At 61.5% G+C, this 23,513-nt stretch carries 22 protein-coding genes; 8 read left to right on the forward strand and 14 right to left on the reverse strand.

The window, feature by feature from the left end; translation table 11 throughout:
• Window positions 1-35 precede the first annotated feature (35 nt).
• A complete protein-coding gene (locus IAU67_RS07585; RefSeq protein WP_151842073.1) occupies window positions 36-629 on the forward strand; it encodes a DUF1707 SHOCT-like domain-containing protein in 594 nt (197 codons plus the stop codon).
• On the opposite strand, the gene IAU67_RS07590 is transcribed toward IAU67_RS07585, so the two are convergent.
• Window positions 616-1,830: an amidohydrolase gene (locus IAU67_RS07590; RefSeq protein ID WP_151842074.1), complete on the reverse strand. Its 1,215-nt coding sequence runs from the start codon at window positions 1,828-1,830 to the stop codon at window positions 616-618. The two genes, IAU67_RS07585 and IAU67_RS07590, sit on opposite strands and share 14 nt — an antisense overlap.
• 59 nt (window positions 1,831-1,889) lie before the next feature.
• Between IAU67_RS07590 and IAU67_RS07595 the strand changes: the two genes are divergently transcribed.
• Together IAU67_RS07595 and IAU67_RS07600 are read left to right on the forward strand one after the other, a co-directional pair.
• Entirely contained in the window at window positions 1,890-2,699 is an 810-nt protein-coding gene (locus IAU67_RS07595; RefSeq protein ID WP_151842075.1) for a purine-nucleoside phosphorylase, read from the forward strand.
• A gap of 185 nt (window positions 2,700-2,884) precedes the next feature.
• Entirely contained in the window at window positions 2,885-4,297 is a 1,413-nt protein-coding gene (locus IAU67_RS07600; protein WP_244960851.1) for a phospho-sugar mutase, read from the forward strand.
• Here the strand turns inward: IAU67_RS07600 and upp are convergent.
• Window positions 4,290-4,940, reverse strand: coding sequence for a uracil phosphoribosyltransferase (gene upp, locus IAU67_RS07605; protein ID WP_151842076.1), 651 nt, complete (start codon window positions 4,938-4,940; stop codon window positions 4,290-4,292). The two genes, IAU67_RS07600 and upp, sit on opposite strands and share 8 nt — an antisense overlap.
• Before the next feature lie 134 nt (window positions 4,941-5,074).
• On the opposite strand from upp, the gene IAU67_RS07610 reads away from it, so the two are divergent.
• From IAU67_RS07610 to IAU67_RS07625, 4 genes are read left to right on the forward strand one after another with little or no spacing between them, the layout of a single operon-like run.
• Complete coding sequence (locus IAU67_RS07610) at window positions 5,075-5,362, forward strand: hypothetical protein (RefSeq protein ID WP_151842077.1); 288 nt, start codon at window positions 5,075-5,077, stop codon at window positions 5,360-5,362.
• 7 nt (window positions 5,363-5,369) lie between these two features.
• Window positions 5,370-6,314 (forward strand): C40 family peptidase, encoded by a 945-nt coding sequence (locus tag IAU67_RS07615; protein WP_223111903.1) that lies wholly within the window; start codon window positions 5,370-5,372, stop codon window positions 6,312-6,314.
• A gap of 51 nt (window positions 6,315-6,365) precedes the next feature.
• The gene (locus IAU67_RS07620) at window positions 6,366-6,542 is read left to right on the forward strand and encodes a hypothetical protein (protein WP_187767883.1); all 177 of its coding nucleotides are present in this window, start codon (window positions 6,366-6,368) and stop codon (window positions 6,540-6,542) included.
• Window positions 6,543-6,566: 24 nt separating this feature from the next.
• Window positions 6,567-7,826 (forward strand): hypothetical protein, encoded by a 1,260-nt coding sequence (locus IAU67_RS07625; protein WP_151842078.1) that lies wholly within the window; start codon window positions 6,567-6,569, stop codon window positions 7,824-7,826.
• 155 nt (window positions 7,827-7,981) lie between these two features.
• Here the strand turns inward: IAU67_RS07625 and IAU67_RS07630 are convergent, their stop codons facing one another.
• The 12 genes from IAU67_RS07630 to IAU67_RS07685 form a co-directional block, all read right to left on the reverse strand.
• Complete coding sequence (locus IAU67_RS07630; RefSeq protein ID WP_151842079.1) at window positions 7,982-8,983, reverse strand: hypothetical protein; 1,002 nt, start codon at window positions 8,981-8,983, stop codon at window positions 7,982-7,984.
• A 20-nt stretch (window positions 8,984-9,003) separates the two neighbouring features.
• A complete protein-coding gene (locus IAU67_RS07635; RefSeq protein ID WP_187767884.1) occupies window positions 9,004-10,029 on the reverse strand; it encodes a hypothetical protein in 1,026 nt (341 codons plus the stop codon).
• A gap of 141 nt (window positions 10,030-10,170) precedes the next feature.
• Window positions 10,171-11,112 carry a hypothetical protein gene (locus IAU67_RS07640; RefSeq protein ID WP_151842080.1) on the reverse strand — a complete coding sequence of 314 codons (942 nt, stop codon included), beginning with the start codon at window positions 11,110-11,112 and terminating at the stop codon, window positions 10,171-10,173.
• A 247-nt stretch (window positions 11,113-11,359) separates the two neighbouring features.
• Window positions 11,360-12,175, reverse strand: coding sequence for an ATP-binding cassette domain-containing protein (locus IAU67_RS07645; protein ID WP_151842081.1), 816 nt, complete (start codon window positions 12,173-12,175; stop codon window positions 11,360-11,362).
• A complete protein-coding gene (locus IAU67_RS07650) occupies window positions 12,172-13,176 on the reverse strand; it encodes an ABC transporter permease (RefSeq protein ID WP_225733019.1) in 1,005 nt (334 codons plus the stop codon). Before IAU67_RS07650 ends, IAU67_RS07645 begins: the two co-directional genes overlap by 4 nt.
• A complete protein-coding gene (locus tag IAU67_RS07655; protein ID WP_151842082.1) occupies window positions 13,173-14,204 on the reverse strand; it encodes a substrate-binding domain-containing protein in 1,032 nt (343 codons plus the stop codon). The genes IAU67_RS07650 and IAU67_RS07655 overlap by 4 nt, the downstream gene beginning before the upstream one ends.
• 70 nt (window positions 14,205-14,274) lie before the next feature.
• Window positions 14,275-15,561: an adenosine deaminase gene (locus IAU67_RS07660; RefSeq protein ID WP_151842083.1), complete on the reverse strand. Its 1,287-nt coding sequence runs from the start codon at window positions 15,559-15,561 to the stop codon at window positions 14,275-14,277.
• A gap of 33 nt (window positions 15,562-15,594) precedes the next feature.
• Window positions 15,595-16,695 carry a YhjD/YihY/BrkB family envelope integrity protein gene (locus IAU67_RS07665; protein WP_151842084.1) on the reverse strand — a complete coding sequence of 367 codons (1,101 nt, stop codon included), beginning with the start codon at window positions 16,693-16,695 and terminating at the stop codon, window positions 15,595-15,597.
• Between the two features lie 140 nt (window positions 16,696-16,835).
• Window positions 16,836-17,885 (reverse strand): tryptophan--tRNA ligase, encoded by a 1,050-nt coding sequence (gene trpS / locus IAU67_RS07670; protein ID WP_151842085.1) that lies wholly within the window; start codon window positions 17,883-17,885, stop codon window positions 16,836-16,838.
• 11 nt (window positions 17,886-17,896) lie between these two features.
• Window positions 17,897-18,631, reverse strand: a complete 735-nt coding sequence (locus tag IAU67_RS07675) for a trimeric intracellular cation channel family protein (RefSeq protein ID WP_151842086.1) — start codon at window positions 18,629-18,631, stop codon at window positions 17,897-17,899.
• Window positions 18,631-19,698 (reverse strand): exodeoxyribonuclease III, encoded by a 1,068-nt coding sequence (locus IAU67_RS07680; protein WP_151842087.1) that lies wholly within the window; start codon window positions 19,696-19,698, stop codon window positions 18,631-18,633. The genes IAU67_RS07675 and IAU67_RS07680 overlap by 1 nt, the downstream gene beginning before the upstream one ends.
• A gap of 24 nt (window positions 19,699-19,722) precedes the next feature.
• Window positions 19,723-20,997 (reverse strand): MFS transporter, encoded by a 1,275-nt coding sequence (locus tag IAU67_RS07685; protein ID WP_151842088.1) that lies wholly within the window; start codon window positions 20,995-20,997, stop codon window positions 19,723-19,725.
• A 177-nt stretch (window positions 20,998-21,174) separates the two neighbouring features.
• Here IAU67_RS07685 and IAU67_RS07690 point away from each other — a divergent pair, with 177 nt between their 5' ends.
• Window positions 21,175-23,391: an NADP-dependent isocitrate dehydrogenase gene (locus tag IAU67_RS07690; protein ID WP_151842089.1), complete on the forward strand. Its 2,217-nt coding sequence runs from the start codon at window positions 21,175-21,177 to the stop codon at window positions 23,389-23,391.
• Window positions 23,392-23,513 lie beyond the last annotated feature (122 nt).

The following is a 23,513-nucleotide window of genomic DNA, read 5'->3' on the forward strand; positions in this document are numbered from 1 at the left end:
TAGCCCTCAAAAAGCTCTGGATATATAGTGGATTCATGATCAATCCCGGCGACAGCGCTTCTCACCCCACGGCACATGGAGCCCATTCCCACGTTCGCATTTCCGACGCGGAGCGGACCACCGCCATCGAAGCCCTGGGATCTCACTTCGCCGAAGGTAGGCTTGACCTGCAGGAATACGACGAGCGTATCAGCTCTGCCACCGAGGCTCGCACCCAGCAGGAACTGGACCACCTCTTCACTGATCTTCCCGCGCTCACCAAAGACTCAGCACTGATGCCGATGTACTCCGCGGCCGATCTGGAGCGAGCCAGCAACTCGGGGCACAAAACTAAAGCGGGATTGCTGGCGCTCACCACCGTGGGGTCGCTGGTCTTGACGAGTGTTGCGGGGAGCTTCTTGTGGCTGTTTCTGATCCCCACGGCATTTATCTTGCTCTACATGCTGAACGTTGGCCCCGCCTCATGGCATGCCCCGAGCCCCCGCCAGCTGGAACGCCAACGCCTCCAGGCCTTCAAGGCGGAGCAGAAACTCAACCAGATAAAGCGGCGGGCGATCCGTAAGGAAATCGGTAGCGACCTGACCGAATCTGCGATGCGCTTTGCGCACGAGCGCATTAGGCGTCGCTGATACTCAGCCCCGACACGCACTGATCCAGCGTGGAGGCGAACAGGCGCACGCCGATGGACAGGGCGCGCTCATCGAAGACAATATCCGGCTGGTGCAGATCCGGCCGGTGCTCCCCCGTGCCGTCCCAGCAGCCCAAGCGCGCCATGGAGCCGGATACTTCCTCCAGGTACCAGCTGAAGTCCTCACCGCCACTGGACTGGGATGCTTCCTTCAAGGCCAGAGGATCAATCTGGTTCACCGCTTGCGCCAGCAGGGCGGTGGCCACATCACTGTTGTTCACCGGTGGCACGCCTTTGGTGTAGATGACCTCCACATCTGCGCCGGTGGGGGCCACAATCTGTTCCACCAGGGAGCGGATCATGTCCTCGGACTTCCGCCACACAGAGGTCTGCATCGTCCGCACTGTACCCAGCAGGCGGATCTCCCGCGGAATGGCGTTGAACGTCTTTCCACCATTGATGGAGCCGAACGCCACCACGGTTCCGCTGCGGGGATCCACCGTGCGACCCACCATGCCCGGAAGTTGCGTAAGCAGCAAGCCTGCGGCATAGCCCAGGTCCGCGGTCATGTGCGGACGGGAGGTGTGCCCACCGTGGCCGCGCAGCACGATCTCCACCACGTCGGAGGCAGAGGTAATAGCGCCGGTGCGCACGCCGATCTCTCCCGTGCGCAGCTTCGGCTCACAGTGCACCGCGAAGATCTGGGTCACGCCCTCCAGCACGCCCGAGGCGATGGCGTCCACCGCACCACCGTCCATGACCTCCTCGGCAGGCTGGAAAATACAGCGCACGCGCACGCCCAGGGCATCCGCCCCATAGCACTGGGTAAACTGCGCCAACGCCACCGCCAACGCCAACACAATCGCGGTATGCATATCGTGACCACACGCATGCATCACACCGGGTTTCTGCGAGGCGAACTCTAGTCCGGTTTCTTCGAAGACGGGGAGGGCGTCGATATCCCCGCGGAAAGCAATGATCGGCCCCGTGGCAGGGCCCACGTCCACCCGCACCCCCTTGTGCGGCAGGACCACGGGATCGAGCCCCGCAGCGGACAACGTCTCCACGATGAACTGGGTGGTCTGCGTCTCGTGGTGGGATAGTTCAGGGTTGCGGTGCAGATGCCGGCGCCACTCGATGACCTTCGGCTCGTGATTAGCTAACCATTCAGTGACAAAGGCTGAAACTGATAGGGCGCTCACTGCACTTCCTTCCCAAGACGTAGACCCCTATCGTAGCGCCCTGCGGTAGCGTGGGAAACATGAGTACGACCTTTGACCCTTATGAGCAGGCTTCTCAGGCGGCCGCGCAGATCATGGACAAATCCGGCTACGAGGCCGTTGACCTGGCCATTGTGCTGGGATCCGGCTGGAAGCCCGCCGCCGATATCCTGCTGCGCGGCGCCGACGTCCAGGAGTTCCCCATGGCGGAGTTCCCCGGTTTCCTGCCGCCCACTGCCGAGGGACACGGGGGAACCCTGCGTCTGGCGACGATCGGGTCCCAGCGCGTGCTGGTTCTGCTGGGCCGTACCCACCCCTATGAAGGACACGAGCTGTGGCGCTCCGTCCACGCCGTGCGCACGGCCGCGGCGGCAGGCGCGAAGCGCGTGGTGCTCACCAATGCCGCCGGCGGGCTGATCGACGGCATGCGCGTAGGCGAAGCGGTGTTGATCTCTGACCACATTAACTTCACCGCCAAAACGCCCTTGGTGGGCGCGCGCTTCGTGAACCTGGTGGACGCGTATTCGCCCGAGCTGCGGGAGACCATGACCCAGATGCGCCCCGGCATGCGCCAGGCCGTGTACGCCATGATGCCCGGACCACAGTACGAAACCCCGGCGGAGATCCACATGCTGCGCACCCTGGGCGCCGGGCTGGTGGGCATGTCCACGGTCTATGAGACCATCGCCAGCCGCGAGGCCGGCATGGACGTCCTGGGCATTTCCCTGGTCACGAACCTTGCCGCAGGCATGACCGGCGAGGCACTAAACCATGAAGAGGTGCTCCAGGCCGGCAAGGATGCCGCCGAGGACATGGGCGGCCTGCTGGCGCAGCTGGTGGCCAGCCTGTAGAAGCCGGTCAGTCGCGCTCTCTGGCCAACTCTGTCGAACTCTTTCGAACTCTCACACACTTGTTTTAAGGCGATGATTTTTTCGTGAACTCTTCCCACCCCACGTCCACTACTTCGACGGACTCCCCTGCTCTGCGCTTCGGCACCGCCGGCCTGCGCGCGTCCGTAGGCCCGGGCCCTGATCAGATGAACGTGTCCACGGTCACGCGCGCCACGGCTGGTGTGGCCAGCTGGCTGGGTGACAACAAGCGAGTCGCCGTGGGGTACGACGCCCGCTATGGCTCCAGCTCCATGGCCCTGGCCACCGCGCAGGTCTTCGCCGGCGCGGGCTACGAGGTCACCTTGATCGGCGAGCCGGCCCCTACCCCGGTGCTGGCGTGGCTGGTGCGCGACCGTGGGCTGGATGCGGGCGTGCAGATCACGGCCTCCCACAACCCCGCGGGCGATAACGGCTACAAGCTGTACCTGGCCGGCGGTTCTCAGCTGATTTCCCCAGCGGATCGGGAGATCGAGGAGCACATTGCACGCCAGCCCGCCGCGCCGGAGATCCCGCGGGTGGATGTCATTTCCGTGGATAAATCCGTGGTCACGGGCTATGTCAATGCGTTGTGCAGCAAGGTGGCGAACGGCAATTTGGATAAGGCGCAGCTGCGCCGGGACCTGCGTATCGCCTACACGCCGATGCATGGCGTGGGTGGTTCCACGCTGGAGGCTGCGCTGCGCCAGGCTGGTTTTTCGGATATTCACGCGGTGACGCAGCAGCGCTGGCCCGATCCTGAGTTCCCCACCGTGGATTTCCCCAATCCGGAGGAGCCGGGGGCGACCGATCTGCTGCTAGAGCTGGGTAAGCAGTGTGACGCGGATCTGTTGATTGCCTTGGATCCCGACGCCGACCGCTGCGCGGTCGGTATCCCACGGCGCATGTTCCGTGGCGACCAGACGGGCCCGTTGCTCGCTGCGCATGTTCTGGAGGAGTATGTGCATGCTGACGCCGAGGCTGCCCCGGTGGTGGCGACCACCGTGGTGAGTTCTCAACTGCTGTCTGTGTTGGCTGAGGATCGCGGTTGGGATTACCAGGAGACGCTGACCGGTTTTAAGTACCTGTCCAAGGCGGCCGAGGAGCGCCCGGGAGAGCTGGCCTTCGCGTACGAAGAGGCGCTGGGCACGTGTCCTTTCCCGGATTTGGTGGCGGATAAGGACGGGATCGCCACGGCCTTGGTGACGGCGGTCTGGGCTGCGGAGTTGAAGGGCCAGGGGCGAAGCCTCACGGATGAGCTGTCCGATCTAGAGGCGACCTATGGCGCGTTCCGCACCACGCAGGTCTCTGTGCGCTACGACTCGGCGGAACAGGCCGCCGCCACCGCGGAGGAGTTCCGCACGCAGCCTCCAGCGACCCTGGCGGGAGTGGAGTTAGAGGCGGAGCAGACTGACTACGGTGTGAAGCTCACCGGCAGGGCCGGTGAGCTGCACGCGCGCGTGATCTGCCGGGCCTCCGGCACGGAGCCGAAGGTGAAGTTCTACCTGGAGGTGCACGGCCCTGCTGACCAGGCGCAGGATGTGGAAGCCCTGCTGGAGAAGCTGGCCGCTGCGCTTAGGTGAGGCTGTCCAGGTCGATGTTGCGTGGGCCGTAGAGACGATCGCCGGCGTCGCCTAAACCGGGAACGATGTAGGCGGCGTCGTCCAGAGACGGATCAATGGTGGCGGTGACCAATTTTTTGACGGGCAAGCCGGAGTTCGTCAGCGCGTCCACCCCTGGCTGCGCCGAGACCATGCAGATGCAGGTGATATCGTCGGCGCCACGTTGAACCAGCAGACGGATCGCATGCAGCAGGGAGCCCCCCGTGGCCAGCATCGGGTCGACGAGGAAGACCGGCTGGCCGCTTAAGTCCTCCGGCAGCGCCTCGAGGTACGGGACGGGCTCGTGGGTGTGTTCGTCGCGGGCGAGGCCGATGAAGCCCACCTGGGCGTCGGGGATCATGGAGAGGGCGGGATCGACCATGCCCAGCCCGGCGCGGATGACGGGCACGATGATCGGCGGTGTGTTCAGGCGGGTGCCGCTGGCGGTGGCGACGGGTGTGTCGACGGGGAATGTGTCCACAGCCAGGTCCGCGGCCGCCTCGTAGATCAGCATCGCGCCCAGGTCTTTGAGCGCGGCACGGAAGGCGGCGTTATCGCTGCGCTTGTCGCGCATGAGCGTGAGGCGGGAGGCCACCAGAGGGTGTGTGATGACGTGAATGTCCATGGTTCCTCATCCTACCCACACGGCCTCACACTGCTGTGCCCGAAGAAGGTGTGAGAAGGCGTATCACAAAAGTTTCTGGAAAAAGTTTCGCCTTTCCGTGAACCTTTTCGGCGCCGCGGGAGTCTAACAAAGGCATGAGTGAGTTTTCTATCGATCAGTCTGTGGTGGATTCGGCGGCGGCCCGCGCGGAGCAGGTGGCCGAGGCGTTGAGAAGTTCAACACGTCCGCACGCTGAGGTGGTTGCGATACCTCAGGCGTCGAGGTTTGTGACGGCACTGACCAGGGCGTACGAGCGTCACCATGCCGCATTGAGGGATCTGGGCGAGCATTATTCGGCCGCCGCGCAGGGTTTGCGGTCGTTGTCCGCGGCCACGTCTGTGCACGACGTCACCCATGCCACCGCACTGGCCGCCCTAGGATGATCCGCCCATGTTGACGCACCTGGTGGAACCTCTGCTTGCGGCGATCCCGCAACCTTTATCGACGCCGCTGCGCGCCGTCATTCCCGGCGATGGCGATGTACAGCAGCTGGCGCAGGACGTGCAGCGCATGGCTTCTGATGGGCTGACGGGTATGGCCGCTGAGACGGTGGCGCGAGCTACGCAGCGCGATGCGCAGCAGTTAATGCAGGCGTGCGCTGCCGGGGAGCTTTTGGACGCGCTGGGTGAACAGGCTCGTGGCGCCGTGCAGGCGGCGATCGTGGACATCACGCGGCTGGCGCAGGAGTGTGGGGCGCGGCTGATGCAGGCCGCGGCGGCGTGCGTGGTGTCCTCCCCGGCGGGAGCACACCCCGCAGCGCTGATGGCGGTGCTCGTGCCGATTGCTCAGGAGCATTATGCCCGGGCGGAGGTGCGGCTGCAGCAGCTGCATGCTGAGCTGGATCACTTGGCTAACAGAGTGGCGGCTGTGGACATCCCCACGGTGGGCGAGGCGGCGGCGCGGAGCAGGGATCCGGCGGCATCTGCGTCGATGAGCGCGACGGCCGCGCACGGTGGGGTGGCTGAAGCGGCACACGGTGGGGCGTCGTTGAAAGCACAGGCGGCGGTGGCTGCAGCCAAGAGTGCGCTAGGCACACCGTATCAGTGGGGCGGGAACACGCCCGGGGTGGGCATGGACTGCAGCGGGCTCACGCACTGGGCCTATGCGCAGGCGGGAGTGGACATCCCGCGCACCGCAGATGCCCAAGCCGTCGGGCCGGCGATCCCCCGCGGACAGGTCCAGCCTGGGGACCTGGCAGTGTGGGATGGGCACGTTGCGATGGTGGTGGACAGCGGGCATTTCATTGAGGCCGGCGATCCCATCCAGATCAGCCCCATCCGGGAAACAAACATGGGCATGAATTTCAAGGGGTTTTATCGGCCTGCTGCACAGTAATTCACGGCACAGTAATTCACGGCTCACAGAAGCTTTAAGGAAAGGAAACACATGAACAACAACCACAGGTCACACGGGCGGCACCAGGGAGGACTCGCCCGAATTGTCAGCACACCGGAGAAACGGGAGTACCTGGTGGCCCAATTCTTAGGCGAGCAACCCGCCACCGTTCCCCCGGTATTGACGGACGCATTGCGCAGAAAGGACGGCCTGCAGCAAGATACGTAGCCGAACCAGGTAAACTTTGAACTTATGGCAGTAGACAAAAATAAGAGGTCATTCGGCAACAGAATCGTTGCACTCGAAATGGAGCTCACCAGCGGAACCTGGTACACGCTGTGGGCTCCTCAATGGATCGTCCGGGGAGAAAGCTGGCAAGCCTTCCTGGGTGATGATGACCACATTTACGCCTTCGAATCCCCGGCGCAGCTTTTGGGCTACCTCAATGCGGGCGGCCGCAATGATCTTGCCGAGCACGCGAAGTGGAAAGACTTCTCGCGGAAGCTGGTGGAAAACCTGTCTCCGGAGAAGTTCACCACCGTGTCCCTTGTGGAGCTGCCTCGCGAATTGGCGAAGCGCCCGGGATACGACTCCACCCTGAAGGTCACCCAAGGCTTCGACCTGCTGGCCTCCTTCGGCAACGTGCTGGGCATCAGCAGCATTAACAACTGGTTCCACTCCTTCTCTATCCTGCACAACACCCGCCGTGGTGCAGAGCACTACGCCTCCAGCAACGGCCTTGAGGAATGGACGGGCGTGGGCCGCACCGTGCTGGACCGCTGGAAGAGCATGACCGCCGAGGTTGTGCCGTTCCTCACCACGCCGGAGGTCTCTGAGGAGGCTGTGCGGGCGGCGCAGGCGCAACTGGATCAGGTTAAAACGGATCGGGAGGCGAAGGCAGCTGCCGCTGCGGAGAAGGCAAACAAGGACAAGGAGAAGCAGGCGGAAGCCACGGATCCTTATGATTCCACCCTGTGGGCCCAATCCGGCATCGACCCTATCCGCGTGAGCCTCAATGGCCAATACGTCTACACTCTGCGCACCTACGTGGGCAACCGACCTGTGTTCCTGGGCCACAACGGGGAGATCTTCACCTTCCCGAACTCCCGCTCCCTTGTCCGTTGGATCATCGACGCCCCGCAGCACGACCTTGAGGAACTCGCCACATGGGGGGACCTGGTTACCGCGGCTAATGCGGGCGAGCTGGAGATCAAGGTCCACGATACGAACCAGTATGCGTTCACCGGGCTGCGCCAGGACATTGGCAAGAACGTGGACGAGGTGGACACCGATCAGCTGTCCCGTGCATACGAGCTGCTCGCGGATGCGGCTGACTGGGCGCAGGACGATGGTGTGAACAAGGTGCTGCTGGCCTACCCACGGTTGCAGAACTACTTGGCCTACATGCTGGGTTCCCCGTCCTCCACTACTCCTTCGGCTCCTTTCGATGAGGAGGCCAAGGGCTGGCAGGCTTTGGAAGAGGGTTTGATCCGCCGCTTCTCGAAGTTCTAGGGCTGGTGGCGGCTGTTCTGGTCGCTGCGCGTTGAGCGGCCAATGCTGCCAGCACAGAAAGCACAAACAACACGAAGGAGGGCCTCCCCGGATAGTTCGGGGAGGCCCTTCTTCTGTGTAGCTTGTGTATTCCTAGAAGTTGTGTCCTCTAGTGGCTATGCCCACGGGTTCTTGTTGTTGTCTTCCTCGGAGTCGTCCTCCAGGGAAGCCCATGGATTGGCATCGTCGTCGCTGGAATCTGCAGCAGTGTTGCCCTGTACGGCTTCCGATGTCTCTGCCAGTGCCTCTGCCTCGACACCAGACTCAGATGCCGCAGGGTTCTGTGCGGCCTGGTTCTGAGATGGCCAGGAGCTGTTCACTTCCGTCTCTGCGGCGGCAGGAGCCGCGTTCATCTGAGGCTGCTGAGGCTGTGGAGCTGGCGCCCAGCCGGGGTATTGATTCTGCTGAGGAGCTTGTGTCCATGCGGCAGACTGTCCCTGCGACGCTCCGCTCAGTCCGGGACGGAGAAAGTAGAAATAACCTCCGATAATCAACGCCAGGAAGATCCATGTAAATATCAATCCAACACCTGGAACAATCTTGGGAATATCAGGATCCGATAACGCCCGCCATGTCAGAATATACAGGAACGAACTCACCACCAGATACGCAATGATAGCGACCGCCCCCAAGCGGACGGCGCGCTTAAAATGCACATCGAAAAAGCATAAGATGACGGAAAGAATCATCACCAGCAAGAGAGCTGTGGTGTAAATACCGAGAGGCTTAACGGGAATATTGGCAGATTTTCCGCCAGCCACTGAACTAACATATTGTAAGGCACCATTTCCCTTAAACAGCATTCCCGATTGAGTCTCATCGACAACCTTGACCCATGTGAGGAATCTCAGCCCCCAGAGTACAAGCACGACGAACGCCATAGACACAGCATAGAGCTGCTTATTGGACATTGCGGAGATCTTTTCCCTTGCACCCGCCGATGACATCTGACCATTAGGCGCATTAAAGGGGGCTTGCCCGTAGGGAGTTTGGCCGAAGCCAGGTTGCGTATACTGAGGCTGCGCAAACCCAGACTGCCCATATAGCGCTTGCCCGTTGGGCGCCTGCCCCTGAGAGAACTGACCATTGGGCTGGAATGGTTGTTGTGGAGTCGACATGTTTCCTGTTTCCTCTCTTCCTAATTCTGACCGGGAGCAGAGGAATCTGGTTGAGATCCCCATTGCTGAACGGATTGTGCACTATCAGGCTGAGTCCACGACGTCATGGGCTGCGCAGGCGCTTGACTACTCGACGAATGATCTTCCTTCGTGACCCGGACAAAAAGAAACACACTCAGGGCGAAGAGAGCTACAGCAATAACAACAGCAAACCAGTAGACTCCAGTAACACTCACAACTTTGTCAGCTGAAATCGAACCAAGATCATCACCAGTTATTACACTTATAACATCTACAAATTCTTCAAGATTACCAAAGGAAGCCTTAAGAGCCAACGCCCCTAAAGTAGTCCAGTACAAGCCAAGCATAGAACCAACGAGAGCAAGGAACCCTGCGAGTTTTTGCTTTTCTACGGACGTAAACAAAAAACTAGCACACAGCAAAATAATCACTGCAGAAAGCGGAACAAGGATTGCTATGAGACTTGTTATCCACTGAGTCTCCAATAGGTTCTTTTGAAGAAACGACGCTGCACCCAAGCCGTTGAAAGACACGCGAGATTTTTCGTGATCTTCAGTTACGATCACTTCAATCCATGTAAAAAAGTGCAGAATCGAAAAAATAATGGTTCCGACCAGCAATGGAAGGAAACCCCAGGTCTGCAGGGGTACCGAACTCAGGCCGGCGCTTAGTTTTGCCGCTTGCTGAGAGGCCTGGTCAAAGGCATTGGGGCCCTGTTGCTGGAAACCTTGCTGAGGTTGCTGACCATACGGCTGCTGCTGGAAGCCCTGTGGAGCTTGACCATACTGCTGCTGCGGTTGCTGGAAACCCTGTTGTTGGAAGCTCTGCTGCGGCTGCTGACCATACTGTTGCTGGAAGCCTTGCTGCGGAGCCTGACCGTACGGCTGCTGGTAGCCCTGCGGTGGCTGACCATACTGCTGGTAACCCTGCTGCTCAGGCGGCTGTGGCGACTGCTGCTGACCCGGAGTCTGCTGTGGATCAGCAGCCCCCGAGCCCTGCACATTGTCATCAGAAGGAGTAGTCATGTGTGGCTTGTCCTTATCTCTTTCATTCCTCGTGGCGTGAATGTTTATACATGGTGCGCTTAGCGAAGATACTGCGATAAGCGCACGTGCTGTGGTTAACGTAGATGATGTGTGAAGCGTGATACCTATTTACGCAGATGCTTACTTACACAAAGGCAGCTGCAGTCGCAGCGTCTCTGCGTCGTTTCCGGTGATCAACAGCGCCAGATCATTCTGGTCCGTCGGCCACACGGCATATGTGGGCTTGGAGTTTCCCTGCACTTCCGCGGACTTCGCTGTGCACTTGCCGTTGTCCAGGGTCTCAACATCCTCGGTCGGCAGGTACTTCTCCCGGTCTTGCGCGGAATCGAACTGGACCACGCTCAAGACCGTGTCCTTATCTCCGCACAGGATCTTGCCGGTCTGATCCCTGTCAGGATCCGCACCTTGGCACTTCAGCCCATGCCAGCCCTTCGCGTTCTGACGCTCACTCACCAGCTTGGGGAACGCTTCCTTCAGTTCCTGCTGCGTGCCCTTCCACTCCGGGGAGAGCACGAAGAAGTACACTGCCGTCCCCGCGCCACCGAGCGCCAGCAACGTCACCAGAAGAATTGCGGCGATCAGCCCGCCCTTTTTCTTCTTCGGCTGCTCTTGAGGCTGCTGATACTGCGCCTGGTAACCCTGCTGCGCACCATAGCCGTAGCCCTGCTGCGGGTCCGGCTGCTGCAATGTAGGCGGAGCCTGCCGATACTGTGGCGGTTCCGGCTGCGGCTTCTGATTCCGCGGCGTCACGACGGGAATCTCGCCAGTGTCCGTGCTGGAGCTTGCCTCTGCACTGGAGCCGCTACCCGGCGTGGGCATCTCAGCCAGCTTCTTCAAGTCCCGCACGGTCACGTCGGAGGCCTGGGGGTCGGAGAGTTTGGCGTCGTACATTGTACGTTTACGGTCGTTACCCAGCACCTCGCGGGCGATGTCCAGCTCGGCCTTGCCGCCCTTATTCGGGTACGTCCCGGACGCCAACATCGCATCAATCGCAGCCCGCAGAGAGTCACTGGATTCGGTGGAGCTTAACCCTAAACTCCGATACAGGTCATAATGTGCCACTACATCACCTCGCTTGAACATCACACACAACATCCTGAGAAAACGCTCAGAATGTTGCAATTCTTTCACAGCATAGCCCGCCGGCGGTCCCCGCACCGCCCCTTTGGGGATCCCTCCCCTCAATAAGGTGTGGCTAACACGGCGAGGAGTAAGCCACCTCGTTCTTAAGGATCCGAGCATTACCCCCCACCGGTCACCGCCGCAGCAGCACACAATCCGGCGATATCGTCACCGAAATCCACTACGGCTAGTGTTCTAGTTCGTGGGACAAAGTATCCAATTCCCCGCCGCCGGCCATCTCCAGGGTGAGCTGCTCCAGGGTCACGTCGGTGTAGCTGGCGTCCAGCGTCTGGCGGCCCATATTTAATAGCACGAAATGGTGCCCCACCAGATGGGCATGGTGCGGGTTGTGGGTGATGAGGATGACGGCCACGCCGCGATCCGCCGCGGCCTTCACAAACCGCAGCACCATGCCGGATTGCTTCACGCCGAGCGCCGCGGTGGGCTCATCCAGGATCAGCACCCGCGCGCCGAAGTACAAGGCGCGGGCGATCGCTACCACCTGGCGCTGGCCGCCGGACAGGTTCGCGATCTCCATGTCCACGTTGGGAAGGTCGATGCCCATCTTCTTCAGCTCGTCGGCGGCAATGCGGCGCATCTGATCGGCCTTGAGAGTTCCGAAGCGGCCGGTGAGTTCCTGGCCGAGGAAGAAATTGCGCCACACGGACATCTGCCCCACCACCGCCAGGTCCTGGTAAACCGTGGCGATTCCGCGGTCCAGGGAATCTTTCGGACTCTTAAAGTGGACTTCTTCTCCATCCACCAGAAGCTGGCCCGCGCTGTGGGGGTGGCGGCCGGCCAGGATTTTAATCAGCGTGGATTTACCCGCGCCGTTATCTCCCAGCACGCACGTCACCTGGCCGGGAATAATAGTGAGATTAATGTCCTTCAGGATTGAGATATCCCCATAAGCTTTATCCACGCCCACTAGTTGGACAATGGCCTCGGAGTTCGCGGATGCTGCCTCTGGGTTGGCGGGCGCTGCCGTGTTGTGGTCACTCATTTGCGCTCCTTGGTGAACTTAGAAACGGAGTTATTGGTCAGCACAGCAAAGAGCAGCATCGCGCCTAAGAAGAACTTGAACCAATCGGGGTTCCAGCCGGCATAGACAATACCCTGGCTAGTCATGCCGAAAATGAGGGCGCCCACGGCTGTGCCAATGGCGGTTCCTCGGCCACCGGTCATGGAGCAGCCGCCGATCACGGCCGCGATGATGTAGATGAACTCATTGCCCACGCCCTGCCCGGCCTGAATGGAATCGAAGGCGAAGAGGTTGTGCATACCCACAAACCAGGTGGCGAAGCCGACCAACATGAACAGGATGATCTTCACCCGGCGTACGGGAACGCCCACGGCGCGGGCGGCTTCCGCGTCACCACCGACGGCGAAGATCCAGTTACCAAAGCGCGTCTTAAACAGCACAAAGGATGCAATCGCCACGAATAGCAGCCACCACAGCACCGTGATCTTGACCTCTACCCCACCGATCGTCAGGGAGGAGGCAAAGACCGCCCGTGCGGAGTTAAAGCCTTCCATGTCCGCAATGGACGGAGTGGCCACCTGGCCGGTCACCAGTTTGGTGACCGCCAGGTTGATGCCCTGCAGGCCCAAGAACACGGACAGCGTAATCAGGAAGCTGGCAATGCCCGTGCGCGTGACCATGTAGCCGTTGAACGCGCCAATGGCCAGGGCGATGAGCAGGGACAGGAACACGCCCACCCAGGACTTTAAGCCAAAGTTGTAGTTCAGCATCGTCGCCGCCAGCGCGGAGGTGGTCACTGCCACGCCAGAGGAGAGGTCGAACTCATCGCCGATCATCAGCAGCCCCACCGCCACGGCAATGATGCCGATGGTGGAGGCCGAATACAGCACGGTGGCCACTGCTGAGAGCTGGCGGAAAGGCTCAGCCACGATCATGAACAGAATGAAAATCGCCACCGCACCCAGAACGCTGGTGAACTCCGGACGTTTCAGCACGGTGACCGTCATGTTTTTGAGTGTCATCGCAACCCCGCCTGTGCTGCGTCGGCGATGGTGTCCACGTTGGACTGATCGATGAAGCTGGGGCCGGTGTAGACGGGCTGCCCGCCGCCCGGCATGGAGCCGTTACGCTTCGCCAGCCATAGGGCGTCGATGGCCATGTATCCCTGCAGGTAGGGCTGCTGGTCGATCGCGAAGGCAATCTTTCCCTGCTGGATGGCGTTCACAAGGGCGGAGTCCGTATCGAACGTGGCAACCTTCGCCTGGGATCCGGCGGCGTCCGCTGCCTTCTGCGCGGTCATCGCCACGGGCGCCTGCAGGCCCATGATCCAGTCCACGCTCTTGTCCTGGGCAAGCTTTGCCTCCACCGTGGATTCCACGCTGGTCAGATCCATCCCGTTGACGTAGAGGATCTCCATGGAGCCGGCGCTACCCAGCCCCTTCTTCACGCCAGCGCACCGGGACTCCTGGGAGGAGTTACCCTGCTCGTGGATCACGCACAGCACCTTGCGGGCCTTTTCTTTCGCCAGGCGCTCCCCTGCTGCTTTCCCGGAAACGGTTTCGTCCTGCCCGAAGAAGGCAGAGATGCCGTACTTGCTGTAGTCGCTCATGCCGGCGTTCAGCCCCACCGTGGTGATGTTGTCCTGTGCGGCCTTGCGCGCGACGGGGCCGAGCGCGTCGGCGTTGGGCAGGGTCAGAGCGATGCCGTCCACGTGGGAGTCGATCGCGTTTTGCACGAGGTTCGCCTGCTCGGGCGCCTGGGGGTTGCTGGAGTAGCGCAGCTCCAGGTTGTTTTTCTTCGCGGCGTCCTCCGCGCCGGCGCGCACCAGGTCCCAGAAGGTGTCCCCCGGTGCGCCGTGGCTAATCATGGCCACGGTGTAGCGGGGAGTGTCCACTCCTCCGCCGGTGATGCCTGCGGCTTCTTTTGCTTGCTTCCCGCCGGTGGCGGAGCATCCCGCGGCCAAGGACAGGACGCCGGCGAGGATCACCGCGCCCACGGCCTTTATTCTCTTTGTTGCACAGTCCACGGGAAGTAGTTTTTCGCAGCTCATAGCTGCTAGTCAAACTACATCAGGACTATCTAAAACGATTCAGATACCCTCAGCGGGCTTTTTGTGCGCGTTACTTGTCCTCGTCGGACTCAACGTCATCGTCCAGGCTCAATCCCAGCGTTTCCAATTCCGCCTTCAGCGTCTCCATGGACAGCTCCACGTCCTCCTCGCCCAACGCAGGCGCGCCGTGCAATCCCTTCAGACCATGGGACACGTGGGAGTGGGTGTGAGCGTGCTGGTCGTCCGCGTCCTCATCCTCAGCAGAAGCACCCAACCCGAGCTCCGCGAACGCTGGATAAATCACCTCGCGCAGCAGGTGCTGCTTCAGATCCTGATCTGCCCAGGCTGCATCCAGAGCATTCGTGGTGAATTCCAGGAATTGCCAATATTCGAAATCGAAATCCTCAGCCAAACGCACATATTCCTGGGTCATAGTGGTTCCAGAAACCAGGCGATTATCCGTATTAATAGAGAGATTAAATCCCATATCGTAGAGCAAATTAAATGGGTGGTCGGCGATGGTATCGCACACTCCCGTTTGCGTATTCGACGTAGGACATACCTCCAGAAGAATCTGCTGATCGCGCATGAATCGCGCAACGGGACCCAATTCGATGCCGCTCATCGTCGCCTCGAAATCCTCGTAGACCCGTACGCCGTGACCGATGCGTCGTGCTCCCTGTCCCAGTGCGTCCTTTAATGATTCGACGCCGTCCGCTTCACCTCCATGAATAGTGAACGGAACCAGGTTCTCCCGCAGGATCTGGAAGGCTTCGGCATGCTTGGACGGTGGGAATCCGAACTCTGCTCCGGCGATGTCGAATCCCACCACATAGCCTTCGCCTGGGGAATGTGGGCCGTAGTTGTCCACGGTCAGCTGGGCGATCTCTGCGGAGCGATCCGCGTGGCGCATGGCGCACAGGATCAAGCGGACGTGGATCTGGCCGCCGCGCTCTGCAACCAGGCGCTCGCCTTCCTTCACGCCCTGAACGGTGGCGTCCACCACCTGCTGCAGGGACAGCCCCTCGGATAGGTGCTGCTCTGGGGCGTAGCGCAGCTCTGCATAGACCACGTTGTCCGCAGCCAGGTCTTCCACGGCCTCCCGCGTCACGCGCACCAGCGACTCCTCGGTCTGCATCACCGCGGTGGTGTGGTCGAAGGTGGTGAGGTAGGTGGGCAGATCCCCCGAGTTCGCTGCGTCGTAGAACCACTGTTCCAATTCTTCGGGATCGGTGGTGGGCAGCTGGTAGCCGATCTTCTCGGCCAGCTCCACGATGGTTGCCGGGCGGAGCCCGCCGTCCAGGTGGTCGTGGAGTTCTACCTTGGGAAGCTGTGCAATCACGTTGGGATCAATCATGACTGACCATTCTACAAGGGCTAGTTCTCTGGGCTACTTCTTACGTCCGCCCAGCAGCATGCCCAGGGCTCCGCCCATCAGCACGCCAATGGCAGCGCCCGATCCCACAAGCCCGGCGCGCACGGAGTCGTTAGAACCGGTACGCACTTCCTGGCGCACGCGGATGACCGCGGCGGACGGCACGGCGGGTGGCAGAAGCGCCAGAGATTCTGGGGTGGTGGCTGCCCATGCGGAGCAGTACAGGGTGATGCGCCAGATGAAGTACATCAGCACCATCAGACCGATGATCGGTCCGAAGGCCGCGCCGGCGGGATTGCTCAGCGCGTTGGAGAAGAACATCGTGGCGAACTGCTTGAAGACCTCGAAAGCCACGGCACCGATCACCGCTGCCTTGAAGACGGACTTGCGGTGAGTCTTGACGCGTGGCAGGGAGCCCAGCATCCACGTGAACACCACGAAGTTGGCCAGCAAACCAACCACCAAGGCCACACCGAAGGTGATGTACCGGATGCCGGGGATGTCCTGCAGACCCACCAGGTCCAGCAGGTGGAGCGTCAAACCGGAGTTACCAATGGTGGTGACGGCAAACGCAACGATCAGGGCGATCAGCAGGCCAATGAGCACAATCAGGTCGGACAGCTTGCCCTTGATGAAGTTATCGGCGGTTCCGGAGACCTTCCACATGGAGGATGCGCCCATGCGCAGGTTTCCAATCCAGCTCAGGCCCGTCCACAGAGCCAAGAGCAGACCGATGGAGAAGATGGATCCGGCCTGCTCGGTGGCCTGTTCCACGATGGAGTTCACCGTGTCCCCCATGCCGCCTTCGCCCATGGAGGAGATCTTCTCCGTCACGCTATCCATCATCTCTTGGTTACCGGCCAGGACCATCAGGGTGATGGCCAGCACCAGCATGAGCAGTGGGAACATGGACAGTACAGAGAAGTAGGTAATGCCGGCGGCGAACTGGTTGCCGCCCTGATCGGTGTAGCGTTCCTGCATCCGCATGACGTGGTCGAACCACGGCCACTTCTCGCGGTACTTCTCTAGGGCTGCGGGTTCATCTTGACGCGTGCGCTCCACTCCGTAGTCATCCAAAGATTCCTTCGCCGGGCCGGTTGTGGTGTGCGTGGGCATAGGGAAAACGGGTCCTCTCAAAAACGCTAGAAATACACAATCGCTCTAAAAAGCTACATCTCTAACGAAAATACCCTAAAGCGGGGCGACGGATCGGCGAGGAAGACTGGGGACGCCCGAGCGGGCTCACTCACACAGGCCTATTGGCCGGCGAGGAACCCTACCCGCTCGTAGACCTGCTCCACCGTCTTGGAGGCGATCTCACGTGCGCGTTCCGCTCCCCGCGCCAGCACGCGCTCCAGCTCCGCACGGTCGTTCATGTACTCGTCAAAGGACGCGCGCAGCGGTCCGCAGAACTCTTCCAGCACCTCGGCCGTGTCCTTTTTCAGGTCGCCGTATCCGGCACCGGAGTTCTGGTAGCCGGCCACGATCTCCTCAATGGTCTTGCCAGACATCGCCGACTGGATCACCAGAAGGTTGGACACACCCGGCTTCTGTTCCTTGTCGTAGCGGATCTCACCATCGTTGTCCGTCACGGCCGAGCGGATGCGCTTGGCGGAGACCTTCGGATCATCCAAGAGGTTGATGAGTCCCTTGGGATTATCCGTGGACTTGGACATCTTGGCGGTGGGGTTTTGCAGGTCGTAGATCTTGGAGGCTCCCTCGGGGATGAACCCTTCCGGCACCACGAAGGTCTTCTTGTAGCGGGAGTTAAAGCGTTCGGCCAGGTTGCGGGTCAGCTCCAGGTGCTGGCGCTGATCCTCACCCACCGGCACCAGGTGTGGGCGGTACAGCAGGATGTCTGCCGCCATCAGCATGGGGTAGGCGTACAGGCCCGAGGTGGTGTTGTCATTGCCCTGCTTGGCGGACTTGTCCTTGAACTGCGTCATGCGGCGGGCTTCCCCGTCCCCCGTGATGCACATGAGTACCCAGGCCAGCTGCGCGTGCTCAGGTACGTGCGACTGCACGAACAGAGTGGAGCGCTCCGGGTCAATGCCCAAAGCCAGCAGCTGGGCCGCACCCGCCAGCGTGCGGGTGCGCAGATCCTTGGGGTTGTAGCCCGGCACCGTGATGGCGTGCTGGTCAGGGATGAAGTAAAACGCCTCGTAGTCATCCTGCAGTTGGATGAACTGCTTCACCGCTCCCAGGTAGTTACCCAAGTGGTAGGAATCGCTGGTGGGTTGCAAGCCAGAGACGACTCGCTGCTTCTTCACTGGTGCTGTACCTTCGGCTGCGTCGGGGTTGCTCATGCTGAACTACTTTACTCCCCTCGGTCACGCCGATTCCCACGCCTATTGGTGATCGTCCGCTTCTTGCGCACACGCCGGCGAACACCGGCTTTATTGAGCACCCACAGCGTCAGGCGCCCGGCGGGATCCCGCTGGTACTCCTTGTCCTGGTACTCGAAGACCGGCAGGGAGATGTTGTAGTAAATCGCCAGCAGGCGCAGCACAATCGCCACCACCAGCGTCACCATCACTGCAAGCTGCGTGCTGCCGGTGAAGGTCACCAGCCCGAAGTACAGGCACGCCGCCACGATCGCCACGCTGGCATACAGTTCCTCAGAGAACACCAACGGCACACGGTCGCAGAAAATATCGCGCAGGATTCCACCGAACACGCCGGTAACCACCGCGGCCACGATCGCGATCAGCAGGCCGTGACCTAAGGACATGGCCACCTGCGTACCCAGCACGGAAAACGCCGACAGGCCGATGGCGTCCAGCACCAGGAAGATGGTTCGGAAATAGTCCATCAGGAAGCTGGCGAGCACCGTCAGCAACGCCGCCGCCAACACGATCACCAGGTAGATCGGCTCGGCGACCCACCGCATCGGGTAGTGGTCCAGCAGCACATCCCTGACCACACCCCCACCGAAGGCAGTGACGGCAGCGATCATCATCACGCCAAAGATGTCCATGCGTTGCCGGCCCGCCGCCAAGGCAGCGGTCATCGCCTCAGCGGTGATTCCAATGACGTAGAGGACGCTCAGCATCAGCTCGCCGCGTATTCGATGAGAACTGGGGAGTGATCGGACCACCGCTCCTCCACCGTGGCGGCCTTGTCCACGGCGGCGTTGGCGGCCGAGATTCCGCGCTGCGCAAGCTCGGACGTGGCGAGCTGTAGGTCGATACGCCAGCCGGCGTCGTTGTTAAAGGCCTGGCCGCGCCACGTCCACCACGAGTACGGCCCGGATTCCTCGGGGCAGATCCGGCGGTGCACGTCGAACCATTTCGGGTACTGTGCCGCGCCGTCGTGCAGGCGTTTCGTGGCGGCCTCGCTGGGCTGGTAGTCCACGGCCCCGAAGAAGTGGCCGGGCACGCCGCCGGGGTTGCCCTTGGCGCCGAAGTCCAGCTCGTCGCCGATCTGGGTGGCTGCATGCGGGAAGGTACCCACCAGGTTGTCCAGGAAGGCGCGCTCGTCGGGGAGGAATCCAGATTTCGCGCGGTTGCCGCGCCAGTTCTTCAGGTCGGCGCGGCTGTGGCAAATGTTCCAGTCGCCGCCGACCACCATCTCCAGCTCCGTGCCGGATTCGGCCTCCGTGGCGTAGTCATGCAGGTACTCGGAGAAGCTGTCCAGGAAACGGTACTTCTCGTCCTGCTTTTCGCTGCCTACGCTGCCGCTGGGCAGGTACAGGCTTGCCACACGAACCGGGCCGAAGCTGGTGTCCACGGCGGCGCTGAGGAAACGACCGGCATCATCGAACTCCTCGGCGCCCGCGTGGCCCTTCTCGCTAAAGCCCACGCGCACGTCGCTCAGCTCGCGGCGGGAGAGGATACCCACCCCGGCGCGGCCCTTCGCGGCTGCCGGCGCGAGCTCCAGGTGCCAGCCCGCGTCCAGCGCAGGGCCAAGTGCCTTGTGGGCCTGATCCTGGTCCGCCCGGACCTCCTGCAGCAGCACCACGTCCGCGGGCGTGTCCTCCAGCCAGGGCAGAATGCCGTGGTTGTTCTCGTTGCGGACCTTGGCCGCCGCGCGGATGCCATTGACGTTGACCGTCGCGACCGTCAATGAATCCGACGCCGGCGTGCGTAACGAACCATAAGTAGCAGCTTGTTCAGACATATGCCCCAGCATAACGCGGTGGCCCTACACAGCAAGTGTCTTGGCTTTGTCGCCGTGCTTGCGGCGCAACAGGAAGGCGGGGATCCAGATCAGCGCGCCACAGAACGCCATCACGGCACCAGCCAGCGCCGGGGTAGAGTAGCCCAGGCCCGCGGCGATCACCGCGCCACCGACTGCGGCACCGGTGGCGTTGGCCGCGTTCAGCGCGGAGTGGTTCAGGGCCGCGGCCAGCGTCTGGGCGTCCCCAGCCACGTCCATCAGGCGCGTTTGGAGGCTGGGCACCAGCGCCGATCCACCGAAGGCGATCACGCCGAAGTTCACGATGCCCGCGAACGCGTTGTGCGAGGTGAAGTAGAACGCGCTGAGCACCACGATCAAAAACAGCAGCGTGCTTAAGATCGTGTACTCCAGGTTGCGGTCGGCGAGCAGGCCACCCACGTAGGTGCCGAGCATCATGCCGATGCCGTAGGTCATCAGCGCGATCCAGATCTTGTCGGCGGAGAAGCCGGCATTTTCCGTCAGGGTCCAGGTGATGTAGGTGTACACCGCGAACATGCCGCCAAAGCCGACTGTGCCGATGGCCAGGGTGAACAGCACCTGGCTGTTGACGAGCGCGCCCAGTTCAGTGAGGGGCTTGGTCTTGGGCATGAGGGTCATGTGCGGGACGGTGAACCACAGGGCTGTGAAGGTCACCAGTCCAATAATGGCCACCATGAGGAACGCGGTGTTCCAGCCAAAGCGCACGCCGAGCCATTGGGCGATAGGCACGCCGATGACGGTGGCCACGGACAGGCCCATGGACACCAGGGCGATGGACTTTCCGCGCTTGCCCTCCGGCGCCATGGAAGCGGCGATGAGGGCGGTGACGGAGAAGTAGGCGCCGTGCGGGAAGCCTGCGATGAAGCGGGACAGCAGCAGGACTTCATAGGAGTGCGCAAAGACCGTCATGGCGTTGCCGATGGTGAAGGCGGCCATGAGGATGAGAGCTAGGCGTCGACGGGGAATGGATCCAGTGAGCGTTGTAATCAGCGGGGCTCCCACGACCACGCCCAGTGCGTAGGCGGAAATGGCATGCCCAGCCTGGTCTTCGGTGATGCCGAAGTCCGTGGCCACCAGGTTGAGCAGGCCCATCGCCACGAATTCCGTGGTACCGATGCCGAACCCGCCCAACGCCATGGCGATCATTGTGATGATCCGACGCCGACGGCCCATCTCCGTCTGGCGCGGGATGGGCCGCCGCCGCAGGCGTGGTGTGTGGGAGGTCGTGGGGGTGTTGGCGGTGGAAGAATTGCTATCCATGTATCTCGATGTATCTCCCGTGATAGTTCGGAAATGCTCTTAAAAAATAGTTATAAAAACTTTCGGAATATTACTGACAAGTCACCAACCCTACCCGTAAGATACACAGTTTGGTCTTTTGACGTATTGTTGTGAGGTAAACGTGAAAAATCGCAATAGCTAGGGAGACACAAGCCAATGGCTAAGATCATTTACACTCGCACCGACGAAGCCCCACTGTTAGCAACCTACTCCTTGTTGCCCATCGTTGAGGCCTTCGCTTCCACCACTGGCGTTGAGGTCGAGACGCGAGATATCTCTTTGGCTGCTCGCATCTTGGCAGCGTTTAATGACACGCTTCCCGAGGACCAACAGGTCAACGATGCGCTCGCCGAACTCGGCGAACTCGCCAAGGCCCCTGATGCCAACATCATCAAGCTTCCCAACATTTCCGCCTCCATTCCGCAGCTCAAGGCCGCTATCGCCGAGCTGCAGGCCGCTGGATACGACCTCCCGGATTACCCCTCCGAGGCCACCACGGAGGAAGAGAAGGACGCCCAGGCCCGCTATGACTCCGTCAAGGGCTCTGCCGTGAACCCGGTGTTGCGCGAAGGTAACTCCGACCGCCGCGCGCCGCGGGCGGTGAAGAACTTCGCCCGCAAGCACCCTCACTCCATGGGCGAGTGGTCCGCGGACTCGAAGACGAACGTGGCCACCATGGAGGCCAACGACTTCCGCCACAATGAGAAGTCCGTCATTATTCCCGCCGAGGACACCCTGACAATTCAGCTGGTGAAACCGAATGGTGAGACCGACGTATTAAAGGAATCCCTTCCCGTTCTGGAGCAGGAGATTATCGACGCTACCGTGCTGAACGCCGAGGCCTTGGATTCCTTCCTCCGCGCCCAGGTGTCCCGCGCGAAGGCGGAGGACGTGCTGTTGTCCGTGCACCTCAAGGCCACGATGATGAAGGTCTCCGATCCGATCATCTTCGGCCACGCAGTGCGCGCCTACTTCTCCGATGTCTACGCCGAGTACGGCGAGGAGCTGATGAAGGCCGGTCTGAACGGTGAGAATGGCCTGGCCGCGATCCTGGACGGCCTGGCTGACCTGGACAACGGCGAGGAGATCCGCGAGGCCTTCGACAAGGCCCTGGCCGATGGCCCTCGCCTGGCCATGGTGAACTCAGACAAGGGCATCACCAACCTCCACGTCCCATCCGACGTGATTGTGGACGCTTCCATGCCAGCCATGATCCGCACCAGCGGCCAGATGTGGAACAAGAACAACGAGACCGAGGACACCCTGGCTATCCTTCCGGACTCCTCCTACGCAGGCCTGTACCAGGTGGTCATCGACGATTGCCGCAAGAACGGCGCCTTCGACCCCACCACCATGGGCTCCGTGCCGAACGTGGGTCTGATGGCACAGAAGGCCGAGGAGTACGGCTCCCACGACAAGACCTTCCGCATCAGCGACGCCGGCCGCGTCCAGGTCCTGAACTCCGCCGGTGACGTACTGCTGGAGCACGAGGTAGAGGCCGGAGACATCTGGCGCGCATGCCAGACCAAGGACATCCCACTGCAGGACTGGGTGAAGCTGGCCGTAACCCGCGCCGCTGCCACCGGAGCTCCCGCGGTGTTCTGGCTGGATCCGCAGCGCGCTCACGACCGCAACGTGGCCGACCAGGTGAAGAAGTACCTGAAGGATCACGACACGGACGGCCTGGACATCCGCATCATGTCCCCAGAGGAGGCGTGCCAGTTCTCCCTGGACCGCATCCGCAAGGGCGAGGACACGATCTCCGTGACCGGTAACGTGCTGCGCGACTACCTGACGGACCTGTTCCCCATCATGGAGCTGGGCACCTCCGCCAAGATGCTGTCCGTGGTTCCGCTGATCGCCGGTGGTGGACTGTTCGAAACCGGTGCCGGCGGCTCCGCCCCGAAGCACGTGCAGCAGCTCCAGGAGGAAAACCACCTGCGCTGGGACTCCCTGGGAGAGTTCCTGGCCCTGGCCGAGTCTCTGCGCAAGCTGCAGGAGACGGACAACAACCCACGCACCCCGATCCTGGGCGACGCCCTGGACGCGGCGACCGAGTCCGTGCTGAACGAGGACAAGTCCCCCTCCCGTTCGGTGGGCGAGATCGACAACCGCGGTTCCCACTTCTACCTGGCGAAGTTCTGGGCTCGCGAGTTGGCTGAGCAGACCAAGGACAAGGAACTGGCGGAGATCTTCACCCCCGTGGCCGAGGCCCTGGAGGCCGAGGAGAAGACCATCGCGGCTGAGCTGGAGGAGAAGCAGGGCTCCCCTGCCGACCTCGGCGGCTACTACCGCCCCTCCGATGAGAAGGCCAGCGCCGTGATGCGCCCGTCGGCAACCTTCAACAAGATCATCGACGATCTGAAGCGCTAGCCGCGCACAGCGCACCCCCAAAATAGACCAAGCTGTTCAGTTTGGTTGAGGGGGTGCGAACAGGGGAAACTTGGCGTCGAAAATAAAAAAATAGACAGAGCGGTTTACTTTAGGTGGTTCGG

This window comes from Corynebacterium zhongnanshanii (assembly GCF_014490575.1).
Lineage (GTDB): Bacteria > Actinomycetota > Actinomycetes > Mycobacteriales > Mycobacteriaceae > Corynebacterium > Corynebacterium zhongnanshanii.

Excerpts from the sequence above, each read along its gene's own strand:
- IAU67_RS07680 (WP_151842087.1), bottom strand. The coding sequence starts at position 19,698 with ATGTCTGAACAAGCTGCTACTTATGGTTCGTTACGCACGCCGGCGTCG.
- IAU67_RS07610 (WP_151842077.1), top strand. The coding sequence starts at position 5,075 with ATGAGTGAGTTTTCTATCGATCAGTCTGTGGTGGATTCGGCGGCGGCC.
- IAU67_RS07620 (WP_187767883.1), top strand. The coding sequence starts at position 6,366 with ATGAACAACAACCACAGGTCACACGGGCGGCACCAGGGAGGACTCGCC.
- IAU67_RS07630 (WP_151842079.1), bottom strand. The coding sequence starts at position 8,983 with ATGTCGACTCCACAACAACCATTCCAGCCCAATGGTCAGTTCTCTCAG.
- IAU67_RS07615 (WP_223111903.1), top strand. The coding sequence starts at position 5,370 with ATGTTGACGCACCTGGTGGAACCTCTGCTTGCGGCGATCCCGCAACCT.
- IAU67_RS07690 (WP_151842089.1), top strand. The coding sequence starts at position 21,175 with ATGGCTAAGATCATTTACACTCGCACCGACGAAGCCCCACTGTTAGCA.
- IAU67_RS07635 (WP_187767884.1), bottom strand. The coding sequence starts at position 10,029 with ATGACTACTCCTTCTGATGACAATGTGCAGGGCTCGGGGGCTGCTGAT.
- IAU67_RS07625 (WP_151842078.1), top strand. The coding sequence starts at position 6,567 with ATGGCAGTAGACAAAAATAAGAGGTCATTCGGCAACAGAATCGTTGCA.
- IAU67_RS07645 (WP_151842081.1), bottom strand. The coding sequence starts at position 12,175 with ATGAGTGACCACAACACGGCAGCGCCCGCCAACCCAGAGGCAGCATCC.
- IAU67_RS07675 (WP_151842086.1), bottom strand. The coding sequence starts at position 18,631 with ATGCTGAGCGTCCTCTACGTCATTGGAATCACCGCTGAGGCGATGACC.
- IAU67_RS07665 (WP_151842084.1), bottom strand. The coding sequence starts at position 16,695 with ATGCCCACGCACACCACAACCGGCCCGGCGAAGGAATCTTTGGATGAC.
- IAU67_RS07595 (WP_151842075.1), top strand. The coding sequence starts at position 1,890 with ATGAGTACGACCTTTGACCCTTATGAGCAGGCTTCTCAGGCGGCCGCG.
- trpS (WP_151842085.1), bottom strand. The coding sequence starts at position 17,885 with ATGAGCAACCCCGACGCAGCCGAAGGTACAGCACCAGTGAAGAAGCAG.
- IAU67_RS07650 (WP_225733019.1), bottom strand. The coding sequence starts at position 13,176 with ATGACACTCAAAAACATGACGGTCACCGTGCTGAAACGTCCGGAGTTC.
- IAU67_RS07685 (WP_151842088.1), bottom strand. The coding sequence starts at position 20,997 with ATGGATAGCAATTCTTCCACCGCCAACACCCCCACGACCTCCCACACA.
- IAU67_RS07655 (WP_151842082.1), bottom strand. The coding sequence starts at position 14,204 with ATGAGCTGCGAAAAACTACTTCCCGTGGACTGTGCAACAAAGAGAATA.
- upp (WP_151842076.1), bottom strand. The coding sequence starts at position 4,940 with ATGGACATTCACGTCATCACACACCCTCTGGTGGCCTCCCGCCTCACG.
- IAU67_RS07585 (WP_151842073.1), top strand. The coding sequence starts at position 36 with ATGATCAATCCCGGCGACAGCGCTTCTCACCCCACGGCACATGGAGCC.
- IAU67_RS07600 (WP_244960851.1), top strand. The coding sequence starts at position 2,885 with ATGAACGTGTCCACGGTCACGCGCGCCACGGCTGGTGTGGCCAGCTGG.
- IAU67_RS07660 (WP_151842083.1), bottom strand. The coding sequence starts at position 15,561 with ATGATTGATCCCAACGTGATTGCACAGCTTCCCAAGGTAGAACTCCAC.